Origin of the sequence: Hydrosulfovibrio ferrireducens, assembly GCF_046883345.1 — a bacterium.
Lineage (GTDB): Bacteria > Desulfobacterota > Desulfobulbia > Desulfobulbales > Desulfurivibrionaceae > Thiovibrio > Thiovibrio ferrireducens.
This window is the reverse complement of the sequence record NZ_JALKCW010000006.1, coordinates 1-15,048: the sequence shown is the minus strand read 5'-3', so window position 1 is coordinate 15,048 and position 15,048 is coordinate 1. Positions and strand designations below refer to the sequence as shown.

Annotated in this window: 14 protein-coding genes and 2 tRNA genes; 3 read left to right on the top strand and 13 right to left on the bottom strand. The window is 56.4% G+C overall.

Going from position 1 to position 15,048, the window contains the following annotated elements; translation table 11 throughout:
• Positions 1-124: 124 nt before the first annotated feature.
• The 12 genes from MWR57_RS01540 to MWR57_RS01485 form a co-directional block, all read right to left on the bottom strand.
• Positions 125-1,435 carry a sensor domain-containing diguanylate cyclase gene (locus MWR57_RS01540; protein WP_423123022.1) on the bottom strand — a complete coding sequence of 437 codons (1,311 nt, stop codon included), beginning with the start codon at positions 1,433-1,435 and terminating at the stop codon, positions 125-127.
• A gap of 269 nt (positions 1,436-1,704) precedes the next feature.
• The gene (gene coaE, locus MWR57_RS01535; protein ID WP_423123021.1) at positions 1,705-2,325 is read right to left on the bottom strand and encodes a dephospho-CoA kinase; all 621 of its coding nucleotides are present in this window, start codon (positions 2,323-2,325) and stop codon (positions 1,705-1,707) included.
• Between the two features lie 81 nt (positions 2,326-2,406).
• Positions 2,407-3,342 (bottom strand): RluA family pseudouridine synthase, encoded by a 936-nt coding sequence (locus MWR57_RS01530; RefSeq protein WP_423123020.1) that lies wholly within the window; start codon positions 3,340-3,342, stop codon positions 2,407-2,409.
• A gap of 147 nt (positions 3,343-3,489) precedes the next feature.
• Complete coding sequence (locus MWR57_RS01525) at positions 3,490-3,975, bottom strand: CarD family transcriptional regulator (RefSeq protein WP_423123019.1); 486 nt, start codon at positions 3,973-3,975, stop codon at positions 3,490-3,492.
• A 164-nt stretch (positions 3,976-4,139) separates the two neighbouring features.
• A complete protein-coding gene (pth, locus tag MWR57_RS01520; protein ID WP_423123018.1) occupies positions 4,140-4,703 on the bottom strand; it encodes an aminoacyl-tRNA hydrolase in 564 nt (187 codons plus the stop codon).
• A gap of 130 nt (positions 4,704-4,833) precedes the next feature.
• Entirely contained in the window at positions 4,834-5,403 is a 570-nt protein-coding gene (locus MWR57_RS01515; protein ID WP_423123017.1) for a 50S ribosomal protein L25, read from the bottom strand.
• Positions 5,404-5,501: 98 nt separating this feature from the next.
• Positions 5,502-6,440, bottom strand: coding sequence for a ribose-phosphate pyrophosphokinase (locus MWR57_RS01510; protein ID WP_423123016.1), 939 nt, complete (start codon positions 6,438-6,440; stop codon positions 5,502-5,504).
• An 82-nt stretch (positions 6,441-6,522) separates the two neighbouring features.
• Positions 6,523-6,597 (bottom strand) — tRNA-Gln (locus MWR57_RS01505).
• 5 nt (positions 6,598-6,602) lie between these two features.
• Positions 6,603-7,493 (bottom strand): 4-(cytidine 5'-diphospho)-2-C-methyl-D-erythritol kinase, encoded by an 891-nt coding sequence (gene ispE / locus MWR57_RS01500; RefSeq protein WP_423123015.1) that lies wholly within the window; start codon positions 7,491-7,493, stop codon positions 6,603-6,605.
• Positions 7,494-7,600: 107 nt separating this feature from the next.
• Complete coding sequence (locus MWR57_RS01495; protein WP_423123014.1) at positions 7,601-7,918, bottom strand: DUF1844 domain-containing protein; 318 nt, start codon at positions 7,916-7,918, stop codon at positions 7,601-7,603.
• 37 nt (positions 7,919-7,955) lie between these two features.
• On the bottom strand, positions 7,956-9,563 hold the full coding sequence (gene serA, locus MWR57_RS01490) for a phosphoglycerate dehydrogenase (protein WP_423123013.1): 1,608 nt from the start codon (positions 9,561-9,563) through the stop codon (positions 7,956-7,958).
• A gap of 194 nt (positions 9,564-9,757) precedes the next feature.
• On the bottom strand, positions 9,758-10,225 hold the full coding sequence (locus tag MWR57_RS01485; RefSeq protein ID WP_423123012.1) for a hypothetical protein: 468 nt from the start codon (positions 10,223-10,225) through the stop codon (positions 9,758-9,760).
• Between the two features lie 259 nt (positions 10,226-10,484).
• Here MWR57_RS01485 and cysS point away from each other — a divergent pair, with 259 nt between their 5' ends.
• The 3 genes from cysS (at position 10,485) to MWR57_RS01470 (ending at position 13,180) form a co-directional block, all read left to right on the top strand.
• Complete coding sequence (gene cysS, locus MWR57_RS01480) at positions 10,485-11,954, top strand: cysteine--tRNA ligase (RefSeq protein WP_479723931.1); 1,470 nt, start codon at positions 10,485-10,487, stop codon at positions 11,952-11,954.
• 106 nt (positions 11,955-12,060) lie between these two features.
• Positions 12,061-12,864: an AmmeMemoRadiSam system protein B gene (gene amrB / locus MWR57_RS01475; protein WP_423123011.1), complete on the top strand. Its 804-nt coding sequence runs from the start codon at positions 12,061-12,063 to the stop codon at positions 12,862-12,864.
• 242 nt (positions 12,865-13,106) lie between these two features.
• Positions 13,107-13,180, top strand: a tRNA-Gln gene (locus MWR57_RS01470).
• 172 nt (positions 13,181-13,352) lie between these two features.
• Here the strand turns inward: MWR57_RS01470 and MWR57_RS01465 are convergent.
• A complete protein-coding gene (locus tag MWR57_RS01465) occupies positions 13,353-14,975 on the bottom strand; it encodes a hypothetical protein (protein WP_423123010.1) in 1,623 nt (540 codons plus the stop codon).
• Positions 14,976-15,048 lie beyond the last annotated feature (73 nt).

Below are 15,048 nucleotides of genomic sequence, written 5' to 3'. Positions count from 1 at the left end.
GCATCTGCTTTGTCATCGGCCTGCTCGTGTGCAATAGCACACTTCGCAGGCCTCTTCCGCGCATCTGCAGCACTGCCCGCGGTTACTCTTCCTTGAGTTACCGAAAAATTTGGAAGACCTTATCTCAGGCGGCCAGCCGCACCAGATTACGGCCTGAGTGCTTGGCCGCATACAGCGCCTTGTCCGCCCGGTTGATCAGCCCGTCCATGCTCTCCCCCGGCAGGCATCCGGCAATTCCGCAACTGATGGTGACGCCAATCGGCAGCTCCTCCACCCGTTGCCGCAGTTTTTCCGCTATGGCCACCGCATCCTGGGCCACGATCCCCGGGCAAAGCACCATGAACTCCTCGCCGCCCCACCGCCCCAGGGTATCCGTTTCCCGGATCTGCTTACCCACGGTGGCAGCCACCTCTTTTAAAACCTGGTCACCGATGGAGTGGCCAAAGGTGTCGTTGACCTTCTTGAAGAAATCAAGATCAAAGAGGAGAATGGTCAGGGGGCTGCCATATCGAGCGGACCTGGCCATTTCCTGACGCAACGATTCCTCGATTTTACCGCGATTGCAAATGCCGGTCAGGGTATCGGTGGTGGCAAGGCGGGTGAGCGCCTCTTCCATCTTTTTGCGCTCGGTAAGATCATGCAGGGTTTCAATAACCGCGACAAGCTCCTTGTTGTGGTTATAGATAGGCACCGCATCGCAGGAGAGATAGCGGCGCTCTCCCCCCACCGCGTCCAGCCATTCCTCTGCTTGGATGCCTTCTTCCAGCAATTCGGATTTTTTGGCCGAGGCATACAGGGCGTCGAGATTGTGCCGGTCGGCGGAATCAATAACCAAATCGGCCAGGCACGGCCGTTTTTCCCCATAAAATGCCTGCCAGTGGTTTGAAGTTCCCACCATCCGTTCCGCGGGAATGCCGGTGAGCATCTCGCAGGCCCGGTTCCAGTCGGTGACCCGGTGCTGCGGGTCCAAAACAAAAATGGGCACTGCGGAGTAGCGGATCAGTTTCTCCGTGAGCAGTTTCTGATCCCGCAACAGGTCTTCCGCTGCTTTCCGCTTGCTGATGTCGCGAAATATTCCCCTGGTCGCCACCAGTTCGCCATCCTTGAAATCGGTGCTGATCTTTCCTTCCACCGGGATGCGGCGTCCGCTCTTGGCGACAAAGACCACCTCGTAGGTGTGCGAAATCTTGCCCGCGGCTATATCGCGAAACAGGGTGGCACAATTCTCGCGGCACTCCGGGTCAAGGATATCGAAAACAGAAAGGGTGGCAATCTCGGCCTCATCATAGCCCAAGGTTTCCCGCCAGGCCCGGTTGACATAAAGGAATCGCCCGTTCCGGTCGATGCTCTGGATCAAATCATTGGCACAATCAAGAAAGGTCTGCGAAAAACGGCTCCCGGCAAGATAGGACATTGCCGCCCGCTGGTGGGGCACGGAATCATTTTCCGAAAAAGCACATGCCTCTCCCCTTTCTGTATCTTCAGCCGAATCCTGAAAACCCGAACTTTTCAAATCAGTGCCGCCTTATATCCGCTCTGTTGTCCGTCATTCGTTACCGCACATATGCAAGCGGTCTCATGTCACAGTATCTTACAACCTTAAATCATTTGCTTAAACACTTTTTTTCTCGCATCCTGCTGTTTCCTCGCAACACTTGCCAGGATACTCCGCGGAACGCCGCCCGTAAGGCCACGGTCAACGCCCTACCACAGGAGGTTTCGCAGATGTTCAACCTGCAAACAGGTATCAGGCCAGGGACCACTGTTATCAATGACGTAATCCGCAAGGAGAGTCTTGTCCGCCAGGGGCATCTGCGTCTCCATGGCCTTTACGGCCGCAGCCTCGCTTATCCGGTCCCGCAGCATAAGACGGCGCAGACAGGTTTTCTCATCCGCATATGCCACCACAACCTGAGAAAAATCATGTTCCCAGCCCGCTTCATACAACAGGGGCACTTCGACCACGAAGCGAGTCTGTTTTCCGGAAGTGTGGCCGCTCTCCCTCTCGAGACAACCGGCTATCTCGTCTCGCACCAGGGGATGAAGCAGGGCATCGAGCCTCTGGCGAAATTCGCGGTCCTCAAAAAGAACCGTGCGCAACAAGGGTCGATCGATGCGTTGATCCGCCAAAAAAAATCTCTCGCCGAAAGCCGTGCGCATGGCCAACCAACCGGCAGCCCCTGGTTCAAGGAGCTGACGGCAGAGGGCATCGGCACTAAGCCCCATGGCCCCGCCGATCTCACACAGATAGGCTGCCACGGAACTCTTGCCTGAGCCCATGCCCCCGGTAACGGCAACCACCGCTTTGCGCGCCTGCTGCACCACTGTCGCACCCTCACAAATAACTCAAATACTAACAAACGAAACGGCGATGACCAAGAAGAGAACTCGTTTCCCTAACGGCCCCTATACGCCGCCCGCCTGTCGCAACAACTCCAAGGCCTGCAGCATATCCGGCCAGAGCGGCGCGGTAAACCGTAAATCCTCTCCGGTTCTGGGATGGGAGAAGGCCAGGGTATGAGCGTGCAAACATTGGCGGGTTATCCCCAGCTCCTGATAACAGGGGTTTTTCCGGCCATAGACCGGATCACCGGCCACCGGATGGGACAGGGCGGCCATGTGCACCCGAATTTGATGGGTGCGCCCGGTTTCCAGGCCAAGCTCCAAAAGGGCCAACCCCTGGGCAAAGCGCTCCAGCACACGCCAGTTGGTCACGGCCTCCCGGCCATCTTCCCGAATCGCCATTTTTTTCCGATGCACCGGATGACGGCCAATGGGCAGCGCAACCCTGCCGGATTCGCCGATGAGCCTGCCGTCGACCAAGGCCTGATAGATCTTTGTCACCTCGCGCTCCTTGAACTGCGCGGCCAGGGACTGGTGGGCATAATCCGTTTTGGCCACCACCATGACTCCGGAGGTGTCCTTGTCAAGCCGGTGGACGATCCCGGGACGCAGTTCCCCATTTATCCCGGATAACCCCCCGCAATGATGGAGAAGGCCATGCACCAGGGTTGCCGTGCTGTGTCCGGCGGCAGGATGCACCACGACTCCGGGGGGCTTAATCAAGACGATGAGATCCTCGTCCTCGTGGAGAGTAACGAAATCGACCTGCTCGGGAATCAGGTGGGACGGGAGTTGCGGCGGGATCGTCACCGTAAGCGCGTCCCCAGCCTGGAGAATATGTTTGGCTTTCAGGGGAATCCCGTTCACCAATACCATTCCGCTCCGGATAAGCTGCTGAATCCGCGAACGGGTCAATCCTTCCCGCTCGAATCGGCTTGCCAGATACTGATCAAGACGCTGCCCCCCCCTTTCGATGGTAAAGAGGCTCTTCTCAATCATAGGATCCCGGGGAGAAAAAAGTGGCTTCATAAGAAAATAGGGGGAAACGTTTCAGCATACAAAAAAACACCCGTGCTACCGAAGGATAGCACAGGCGGGAAGGTCAAAAGCAATTTACGAAAAAACCATGGGCCAGACAGGCCTGGATCAGGAAAAAATCTGCTCGATGTTCTTTTCCACCTGGGTCTCGGTTTCCCTGGCTTCGTTGGCAAGGGCGATTTCTTTCACCAGAAGGCTTTTGGCGGTGTCCATCATCTTGCGTTCGCCAAAGGAAAGATCCTTGTCCACCCGCAGAAGAAAAAGATCGCGCAGCACCGAGGCAATTTCGTAAACAGACCCGGTCTTGATTTTTTCCATGTACTCGCGATACCGCTGGTTCCAGGGCTGGGAAACAATGGCCACGTCCTTTTCATTCAGGATGTCGTAGATCTTGCTCACATCCTTGGAGCTGATGATATTTCTCAGCCCCACATTCTTGCACCCTGCGGTGGGGATCATGATCACCATGCTTGAATCGAGAATCTTCATCACATAAAAGGATTGCTGCTTGTCCCCGACCTGCCGCTGCTCGATGGACTCTATCTTGCCAACGCCATGGGCCGGATATACTGCCATATCACCAACGTTAAACACACGTGCCTCCCTTTCGCCGATTACGGAACACCCTGTTCCTTTTTCTACAAGGAAGCACTCCAACACCGGCGAAGAAATGAAGATTAGGAGGCACTATACCACAGATCTCGGGATTATCAATCCAAACTTGAAAAAACATGATATTACAAGGCGTTATACTACGACTACTCCGAATTGACACGGTTCATGGCAGCGGCGGCCCCTTGTTCCATGATAAGACGCACCCCGGTCTCAATGCGCGCAAGTTCTTCGCGCACCATCTCCGCTTCATCCTGCCCAAAGCGGGAAAGCACAAAATCACTCACCCGCTCCGCATTGTCCGGACGCCCGATGCCAACCCGCACCCGCACGAAATCATTGCCGCCAAGATGCTCGATCAGGGAGCGGATGCCGTTATGGCCGCCTGCCCCTCGGTTGAGCATGATCTTGGTCCGCCCCAGGGGCAGATCAAGATCGTCGTGGATCACGATGATCCGGCTGGGTTCAACCTGATAAAAGTCGGCAATCGCCCGTACCGCAACGCCGCTTCTGTTCATATAGGTCTGCGGCTTGACAAAAAGAACCGGATAGCCCCAGGAAAGATCCTTTGCCGCTTCCGCCTGCCATTTTGTTCCCTTGAAAGCAAACCGGTATTTTTCCGCCAGATAATCGAGGAAAATAAAACCGATATTATGCCGGGTAGCAGCATATTCCTTGCCGGGATTTCCCAAGCCAACCACGACGTACACGATAGTGCCCTCTTTCCTCTTACGCCATCGGAACGCGCCTGCGGCCCAGCCCGATAAAAAAAAGCCGAAAAAAGGAAGCTCCTCTCTTCGGCTTTGACAACGCTGTATTGAAGAAACGTATTTCCGGCGTCTACTCTGCAACGCCGGAGATGGAAACGCAAACAGCATCCGGGTCGGTCACCAGGGTTACGCCCGCGGAAAGACCGAGCTCCTTGCAGGTCAGAGCCACGCCCCGATCCAGGGGAGCTACATCAACCTCGATAACATCGGGGATATCAAGCAGCTTGCCGGAGACAGTGATCTTGTTCTTGACGATGGTCATATCGCCGCCCAGGTCAACGCCCTTGGCTTTGCCGACATACTTGAGCGGCACCTTGAATACCATGGGCTTATCAAGGGAAACTTCATAGAAATCGGCATGCAGAACATTGTCCTGCACCGGATCCGTCTGAATCTCCCGGGTAATAACGTGGCGCACCGATTTCTTGCCGTCTTCATCAATCTCCAGATTGATGAAGGCATTCTTTCTGTGGATCGAGAGCAACCCCTGGGTGAGATCCTTGGTGTTGCATTCCAGGGCAACAGGAGCGCCCAGCGGACCATAAATAACAGCAGGAGTGTTCCCTGCCCTGCGCATTGTCCTTGCCGCACCTTTGCCAACAGTTTTCCGGACCCGCGCCGTCATATCGATTTGTAACATTGAACTGACCTCCTCATGTACCGATTCTCATAACAAAAAACCAGCAACGGCCACAATAGCAGTGGCCTCCGGTTGTATAGATATCTCTGTCTTACTCACTAGACAAATAATGAACTGACAGAATCCTCACTGTGAATCCGCTTCACCGCCTCACCCAACAGCTTGCAGACGGAAAGCACCTTGATCTTCTTGCAATTCCGGGCGGCTTCGCTCAGGGGAATGCTGTCGGTGATGATCAGGGTTTTGATCTTCGACTTTTCCAGCCGCTCAATGGCCGGCCCGGAAAGCACGCCATGGGAACAACAGGCATACACATCCGTAGCGCCCGCATCGATGAGGGCATCGGCCCCGGCGCACAGGGTTCCGGCGGTATCGACCATGTCGTCCAGCAAAATCGCGGTCTTGCCGGAAACGTCGCCGATGACGTTCATCGCCTTGCATTCGTTGGCCCGCTCCCGCCGCTTGTCGACAATGGCCAGGCTGGCATTCAACCGCTTGGCGAATGCGCGGGTCCGCTCAACCCCGCCGGCATCCGGAGAAACCATGACCACGTCGTTGCTCAACTTCTGCGAGATGTAATCAAGCAGTACCGGGGCGGCAAACAGGTTGTCCACCGGGATGTTAAAAAATCCCTGAATCTGCCCGGCGTGGAGGTCCATGGTCAGAACCCGCCGCACCCCGACCACCATCATCATCTCGGCCACCACCTTGGCGGTGATGGGCACCCTGGGGGCAACCTTGCGATCCTGTCTGGCATAGCCATAATAGGGAAGCACCGCGGTAATCCGGCGGGCAGAGGCGCGCCGCATGGCGTCAACCATGATCACCAGCTCCATGAGATGGTCGTTCACGGGCGGGCAGGTCGGCTGGATGATAAACACATCGCGGCCGCGGACGTTTTCGCCGATCTCGACAAAGATTTCCCCATCGCTGAACCGGCGGACTTCCGCCTTGGACAGGGGCACCCCGAGATAGTTGCATATATCCCCAGCCAGGGCTGGGTTGGCGTTACCGGCAAAGACCTTCATATCTTTCATGCTGTTGCCTGCAGTTCGGGTTATCGTGTTTCCGCCGCTTCGACCCGCCTCACCCAGATATGCGCGCCAGAGAATAAGAAAATGGCTGGGGCGGCAGGATTCGAACCTGCGAGTGCAAGAGTCAAAGTCTTGTGTCTTACCGCTTGACGACGCCCCAACGCCTTAAAGCTTTTCCTGTGTGCTCAGTGGTCTTGCCAGAAAGACATTCCGGCCGTAACGCTGGGCAAAACGAGCAACGCTCTTCCGCGCTTGCGCCTCGTCTGCAAAAAGACCAAACACTGTGGGGCCGCTGCCGGACATCAATGCCCCGTGGGCGCCAGCAGCCAGAAGCTCATCTTTGATGCGGCCGAGCTCCGGATATTTCCCGATGGTCACGGCCTCTAAGTCGTTATATAAAGGAAGATTCCCCGGCCCGGCACATGCATCATTACCATGCACGAAGTCGCGGCCTAAGATATATGGATTGCCACCCGTTGTCAACGTAAAATTCTCATACACCCACTTGGTGGACACGGCAAATCCAGGGTTTACCAGAACGATCCATCCGAGAAAGGGAATATCCTCGGCCTGGATCTCGTCGCCGATCCCGGTGGCCCAGGCCGCGGTGCAATCATGCACAAAAAACGGCACGTCGGCTCCCAGCGGCCGCGCCAGGTCCGCAAGCTGGCGCAAGGAAAAAGGGAAACCGTGGAGTGTATTCAGGCCGCGCAGTACAGCGGCGGCATCACTGCTCCCTCCTCCCAGCCCCGCGGCAATGGGGACTTTTTTCTCCAGGACGATATGCACGCCCCCGCCTCTGCCATGGGCGGCGAAAAACCGTTTCGCGGCCCGATGGACAAGATTGCCTTCCCCGGCGGGCAGCTCGCTTCCCGGACACTCCACGGTGATGCCGGAATCCCGTGCGGCAAGACACAGACGATCTGCCAGGGTGATTTTGAGCATCCGGGTTTCCAGGTCGTGAAACCCGTCCGCCCGTTTGCCCTTGATGGCAAGGTAGAGATTTATTTTTGCCGGAGCCTCGCAGACAAGCTCCATTGCGCCATCATTTTTCATCTTCAGCACAGGCTCCGTACACCCTTTCCGGTCGCCACAAAAAAAGATCGCCTGATTTCAGCGGATTGAAACCCAGGCGATCTCGAATATTGGCGGCGGGAAAAGAATCAACTGTTGGCTTTCACATACCGCAGTTTCAAATCGGCGAGCACATGGCCAAGAAGCTCCTCCTCCTTGCCGGTCAGGTTCCCCTTGGTCTTGTCCTTGAGCAACTGCAGGGTGTCGATGGTATGCTTGGCCAAAACGAGATCCCTCCCGGTCTTGCCGGTTTCCGGGTCCTGGAGATCGCCCAGATGAAAAAGAGCCGAGGTATTCAACGACATGATCAGGGTGGTAAAGGTAACCTCCGGCAGCACACATTTTCCGCCCTGCCGGACATACCCCTCCGGACAGCACTCTTTCTCGTTTTTCTCGTTTTCAGTCATGGGCTATCCCAAAGGGCAAAAGGAAAAAACCAATCCGCTAGGCCCCTACCAACTCCGGCAACTCAAGAACCATGGCCTCGTTGATGTTCGGCAGGGAACGGACCTTGTCCAGCAGGGCGTCAGGAACCACCTCATCGGTGTTGAGCAGGATAACATTGAGGTTCATGTTCCCTTCCCGCTGCTTGCCGACGGTCATCCTGGCGATGTTCACCCCTGCACTGCCGAGGGTGGTGCCGAGCAGGCCGATCACCCCGGGCACATCGTTGTTCTGCACAAAGAGCATGGGCCCGGCGGGCAGGGCTTCCATGCGGAAGCCGTTGAGGCGCACCAGGCGCGGCTCGTTTTTGCCGAACACCGTTCCGGCCAGGACATTTTCGCCCTCGGTGGTTTTCACCCGGATGTTCACCAGATTGAGGAAGTCGTCGCTCTTGGTGGTCTTGGCCTCAACCACCCGGATGCCCCGTTCCTGGGCGATGATGGGAGCGTTGACATAATTGACCGCGTCTTTGAGGATCGGGGTAAACAACCCCTTCAGGAAGGCGACGGTGATCGGGCTGGTGATCATTTCGGAGAGATCGCCGCAGTATTCGATGGTGACTTCCTCAACCCCGCCCTTGGCGATCTGCATGTGGAAGGAACCCAGCATCTCGGCCAGGGTGATGTACGGGCCGACTTGGGAAAGAACCTCGGCGCTCACGGAAGGCACGTTGACCGCGTTGGTGATGGTGCCGCGGAGCAGATAGGCCGCAACCTGTTCGGCAATGGCCACGGCGACATTCTCCTGGGCCTCCGCCGTGGAAGCGCCCAGATGCGGGGTGCAGATGAAATTATCCAGGCTCAGCAGCTTGCAGTTTTCCTTGGTGGTGGGCTCCACCTCGAAGACATCCAGGCCAGCGCCGCGGATCTCTCCGTTTTTAAGAGCCTCGTACAAGGCCTCCTCATCAACCACGCCGCCGCGGGCGCAATCGAGGAAGACGCACTCTTTCTTCATCATCTTAAATTGCTCGGTGGAGAGCAGATGCTTGGTCTCCTTGGTGAGCGGCACATGCACGGAGATGAAATCGGCCCGCTTGCACAGCTCGTCCAGGCTCACCAGCTCCACGCCGATCTTCTCGACCAATTCCTTGGGCATATGGGGATCAAAGGCAATAACCTTCATCTTCAAGCCCTGGGCCCGCTCGGCAAAGATGCTGCCGATCCGGCCGATGCCGACAATACCCACGGTTTTGCCGGTTACTTCCCGGCCACCGAATTTTTTCTTCTCCCACTTGCCGTCTTTCATGGAGGCGGTGGCCTGGGGGATGTTCCTGGTCAGCGACATCATCATGGCAATGGCGTGTTCCGCCGCGGTGGTGGCGTTGCCGTCCGGGGCGTTCATCACGATGATCCCCTTCTTGCTCGCCGCGGGGATATTGACATTATCAAGACCGATACCGGCGCGCCCTACAACCTTCAGCTTTTCTCCCGCCGCGATGATCTCCTCGGTAACCTTGGAGGCGCTGCGGATGACCAGGGCGTCATATTCGGGAATAGTGGCTTTAAGCTCCTCCGGGGAAAGGCCTGTTTTCACATCAACCTCAAGCCCAGCCTCCTCGAGAATCTGAACACCAATGGGCGACAGGTTGTCACTGATCAGAACTTTCATTGTTTCTCCTTTATATAAGAAAAGCGGCCACGGTCATTTCCTGACCCTGGCAAATGGATAGCGCACGGACATTACAAGCAAAAAAACCTGAGACAACCAGAATTTATGGCACTCTAAAAAGGCGAATATTATGTGATACGGGAAGTTTGTCAAGAATAAAACATGTACACCAGCCCTGCCTTGGCGCGCCTCTCCTAGTCTTTGAAACAGGCGGAAAAATCGGCCGGTCCCTCATCCGCGTCCCCCTCCCCTTCTGCCTCCGGCAGGTTCCGGTAATGCCGGGCCGTGGCGCAGGCTTCCCGAAGCTCCGCATATTTGCGGGCAAAGAGCCTTTCGGGAAATTCCGGCCTGTTCAGGTAGGTCACCATGTTGCTCATGATCTCCGTCACCATGCGTTCCACCAGCGGCGCCCGTTCGGTCTCGGCGATGAAGGTCCGCTCTTTGGTGACCGAAAACGTGAGCGACCCGGCCATCCTCTCGCGGACCTCTGCCTGCAGGGCGCTATCCTCCTCAACCACCCGGGAGAAAAACCCCTCGTCAACCGGCAGTTCCGCCTCACAGATAATCCGTATCAGCCAACGGTCTCCGACCATTCTTTTCGACTGGTCATAGACGGTCAGGGTCATGTTGTTTTCAAGTGTGCGTTGCGCAAGTATATCCATGGCCAAAACTCCTCAACAGCTCAACCGTTTGGGCAAAATCCCTGTTTTGATATTTGCATATGCACGCAACAAGGCTTGCTCTCTTTCCTGGAAACGGGTATATAACATATCTTTTTACAAAGGGGCTAACTCCTTTATCATAAATACAGAAACAATGCCGGGAAATGGCCCGAACACAGCAGAAAGAAGCGGTGGCAAGCGAAAAACGCTCCACTGCCCCGGCCTTCCTGTCTTGCATGGCAACTCGATGGAACAGACCATGAGTATCGAGATCTACAACACCAAAACCGGCCGGAAATCCCTTTTTATTCCCCTGGAAGAGGGCAAGGTCAAGCTCTATGTCTGCGGCATCACCGCCTATGACTACTGCCATATAGGCCATGCCAGGTCGGCCCTGGTGTTCGACATGATCGTCCGCTACCTCCGCTACCGGGGTTACGATGTCACCTTTGTCCGCAATTTCACAGACATCGACGACAAGATCATCAAGCGGGCCCAGGAACAGAACACCACCTGCGAAGAGCTCTCCAGCCGCTTCATCGCCATGTTCCATGAAGACATGGCTTCTCTCAACATTCTCCCCCCCACCATCGAGCCCAAGGCCACCGAACATGTGACGGAGATCATCGAACTGATCGAAGATCTCATCCGCAAGGGACTTGCCTACCAGGTGGACACCGATGTCTACTACCGGGTGACCGGGTTCGGCGGCTACGGCTCCCTTTCCGGCCGCAACTTGGAAGACATGCAGGCAGGCGCCCGCATCTCGGTGAACGAGAAAAAAGAACACCCCATGGATTTCGCCCTCTGGAAAGGGAGCAAGCCTGGGGAACCCACCTGGGAAAGCCCTTGGGGCCCGGGCCGTCCCGGCTGGCACATCGAATGTTCGGCCATGAGCCGCAAGTACCTCGGCGACTCGCTTGATATCCACGGCGGCGGCAAGGACCTCGTCTTCCCCCACCATGAAAACGAAATGGCCCAGAGCGAAGGCGTCACCGGGGAAGAATTCGTCAAATACTGGGTGCACCACGGCTTTGTCACGATCAAGGACGAAAAAATGTCCAAGTCGCTTGGCAACTTCCTCACCATCCGGGAGGTGCTCGACAGGTTTTCCCCGGAATCCCTGCGGCTTTTCATCTTTTCCACCCACTACCGCAACCCGCTGGATTACTCGGAAGCGGCCATGCTCGATGCGGTGGCCGGGCTCAACCGTCTATACACCTGCCTGGCCGAGATCGAACAACTTCCCGCCACCGGCAACGATCAGGCAGCCTCCGCCGTCTCCAAACCGGACCGCGAGAAGATCGAAACCCTGGCCGAGCGGTTTCTCAAGGCCATGGACAACGACTTCAACTCGGCCCAAGCCTTGGGGCATCTCTTCGAAGGGGTGAAGCTGCTCAACAAAATCCGCCAGCATCTGCCTGGTAAACCGGCCAGATCCGACCTGCAACTGCTCAAAAACGGCGCCAATACCGTCAGGGAAATGGCCAACACCCTGGGGCTGCTCAGCGAAGAGCCGGTGCAATACATGCGCAAAGAGCAGGAAAAAATCCTCAAGACCCTTTCGATTACCCCCGAGGAGATCGAAAAAGCCATCGCGGACAGAACCGCTGCCCGTGAGGCAAAAAACTGGGGTCACGCCGACGAAATCCGCGACCGGCTTTTAGCCCAGGGCATCGAGCTGAAGGATGGCCCCACCGGAACCTCCTGGCAGGTTAAACTCCCGTAGGCTGTTTTTTTCCGCATATCTTTTTGATTCAGTAGTGCGTTCTGGACTATAATGGGTGAAACACCTTTTCTGCCTGTTTCCCCCGGTTGCGTCCTGGAGGTCCGCCATGAAACGAGAGCCTGCGGTTGCCCATCAGTTTTACCCCGGAGATCCCGCCACCCTCAGAAGCACCCTCGAACGCCTCATCCCTTCCACAGCAACCAAACAAAAAGCCCTGGCCGTGGTCTCGCCCCATGCCGGCTATATCTACTCCGGCTCCGTGGCAGGGGAAACCTTCGCCGCGGTGGAGATCCCCAAGGACATCGTGCTCCTGGGCCCCAACCACCACGGCTACGGCGCCCCGGTATCCCTGATGCACACGGGCTCCTGGAACATGCCCCTGGGCGAGATACAGATCAACACCGTCCTGGCCCAAACCCTCCTCGCCCAGACAGACCTCATCGAACCGGACACCCTGGCCCACCGGTTTGAACATTCCCTGGAGGTGCAGGTGCCGTTTTTGCAGTATTTCCGGCCGGACATGACCCTGACCCCCATGGTGATCTCCCATCTCTCCTTCAAGGCCTGTCAGGAAGTAGGCGAGACGCTCGCCGAAGCGATCCGGAAATACAACAAGCCCGTCCTCATCGTGGCCAGCTCGGACATGACCCATTACGAATCCAGAGAGTCCGCCACGGCAAAGGATTCCCTGGCCATCCACCGGCTTGAGGCCCTGGACCCAGAAGGGTTGTACAACACGGTGCTGGGCAAGGGCATCACCATGTGCGGGATCATGCCCACCACCATCGCCCTGGTCGCCGCCCTCCGGTTGGGGGCAACCCAGGCCAGGCTCATCCGGTACACCGACTCCGGCGAGGCCAGCGGCGACACCAACCAGGTAGTTGGCTACGCGGGCATGGTGATTTCCTGAACATAACGGTCCAGCAGCACCGCATCTGCTTTGTCATCGGCCTGCTCATGTGCAATAGCACACTTCGCAGACCTCTTTCGCGCATCTGCGGTGCTGCTGGACCGTTATGCCTTCTTGGTTATGCTTTTTTCCGGTCCCGACTTCTCAGTTGCTCATAAACAAACCTGCTAAAGAACCACAATTCTCCTTGACATAATCGCCCTGTTCCTCTATTTTTCGACGGTTCTTTGCCCGGCACATAGTGGGGGATCGTCTAATGGTAGGACTGCAGACTCTGACTCTGCCTATCGGGGTTCGAATCCCTGTCCCCCAGCCAGAAAATATCAAGGGTTTCCGTTCATCACGGAAACCCTTTTTTTATTCCGGTTGCGTCTAAACTTCTCGGCCTGGAAACAAAAAAGCCCCCGGCATAGGTCGGGAAAAAACCTATCCGGGGGCATTTCTCTCACTCAATCGAGTCCCTGCCTTTCCAATGGCTGAGTCATGCCTCAGCGAAGTTGCAGAGGCGCAAGATTGGTTGTCGGAGGCACTGGTGACGGCTTCGCTCCCCTGGCCTTTATTGCCTGCACAGGAGGGGCTTGCCTGCCCTTCACCTGCCCCACCGGAACCAAACGCCACTTCGTCCCCTCTTTTTGTGTTGAGCATTCACTCGTAAAGTTCAACACATCGTTGGTTGCGGTTATACATGCCGCAAACCCTTTGGGATTCCCAGGATTCGAGAAATAGGCGGTGAAATTCCCCTCTATGGGATCGAAGAAGAATTTCGTGGCAGACAAAATATAACTGGCCCAGTTCAGTTTCTCATCCACACAGTCTTTCATCAGATATTGCATTCCGCCTGTGGTGTAGCCTCGATCAGTTGGAAATTTAACAAACATCATGCAGGCATTCCCAGCCACCAAATCCCCCCCCGCGCGGAACCTGAAAACTTGATTCTGCGCGCCGGTGCACGGCACGAGCTTGTTTTTTTCGTTGGTATACGTACATTGCAGGAGTGCCGGCGCCTGCAAACAGCGGGCATTGCTCCCCTCCCCAAACACGATATTGACCGGGACATCGAAATCCATGGTCGGGAGTGTGGGCACGGTTTCCCGCAACTTTCGTTCGGTCTCATCCTCGATCTTCTGCGACACCGCTTTCACAACCAGTGCATTCTTTGAGCCATCAACGAATTGCTCCATTTGCGTCTTGCCGGTGCTGTCCTTCTCCATAAGCTTTGCCAGGGTTGGGTAATCGGTTGTAAATTGGGTCTTGCGTTCATCGATGAACGCCTTGGCATCTACTCCGCCCAAGATCTCTTTGCGCTTGCCTGGGTTCTTGAAGTCGCTGGCCAGGTTGGCGGCGTATATGGCCACATGCGCTTGCACTTCTTGCTGCGCCTGCACCCCGAGCATCTGCTGATTGAGTTCCGCCACCCGTCCGGTGATATTCGGCCCGGGGATTTCCCGCAGGGCTGTATTCGCCTCGGCCTTCACCGCCTCGGCCTGTTTCTTGCGCTGTTCCGCCGCCGCCTGTTCGGTGCGTTTTTTGTCCCGCTCGGACTCTTTTGTTGCTTTCTCTTTTTTCAGTGACTTGACCTGTCCGGAAACGAAGCTCCAGAGCTTTTTCAGCAGCTTTCCGATCTCGTTGGATATATCACGGATTCGGTCATCGAGCTTGCCGATCTCCGCACCCAAATCCTTAATCAGCTTGCCCGCCGCATTGACGGCCTGGTCCGCGGCCTGCACGGCATCCTTTGCCGACCTGACCTCGGCGGCATGGGTGGCCAGCGCCGGCCCCCAAGCAGCGACACGATCCACATGCAGCGCGGTGTAGGTTTTCTGCGCCTCATCGCTCAAGTTCTTGGCGGTCTCGGCTGCCCCATTCGCCACGGTTTCACCGACATCGGAGGCAATCGCGACGGTGCCATTGATCACCCCCATGATTTCCTTGGAATAGCAATCCTTGAGATCAGGCGTGATGGGAAAATCCGTGAGGCTCAGATCCGTAATATTCGCGGTAAACCCTATGGGCCGCAGCGGGCAATCCGCCGGCACATCGAGTTTCAGGCCATTGCCGCTGGCCGCGAGATCGAGATCCCCCAGAAGACCGCTCTTCACCTTGATGCCCATCTTGGGAACAGCCGTGAGATTGGCGGTCAGGTAAAAATTGGCGGAACCGGCATTCAGCGGCCCGAGTTTGGCG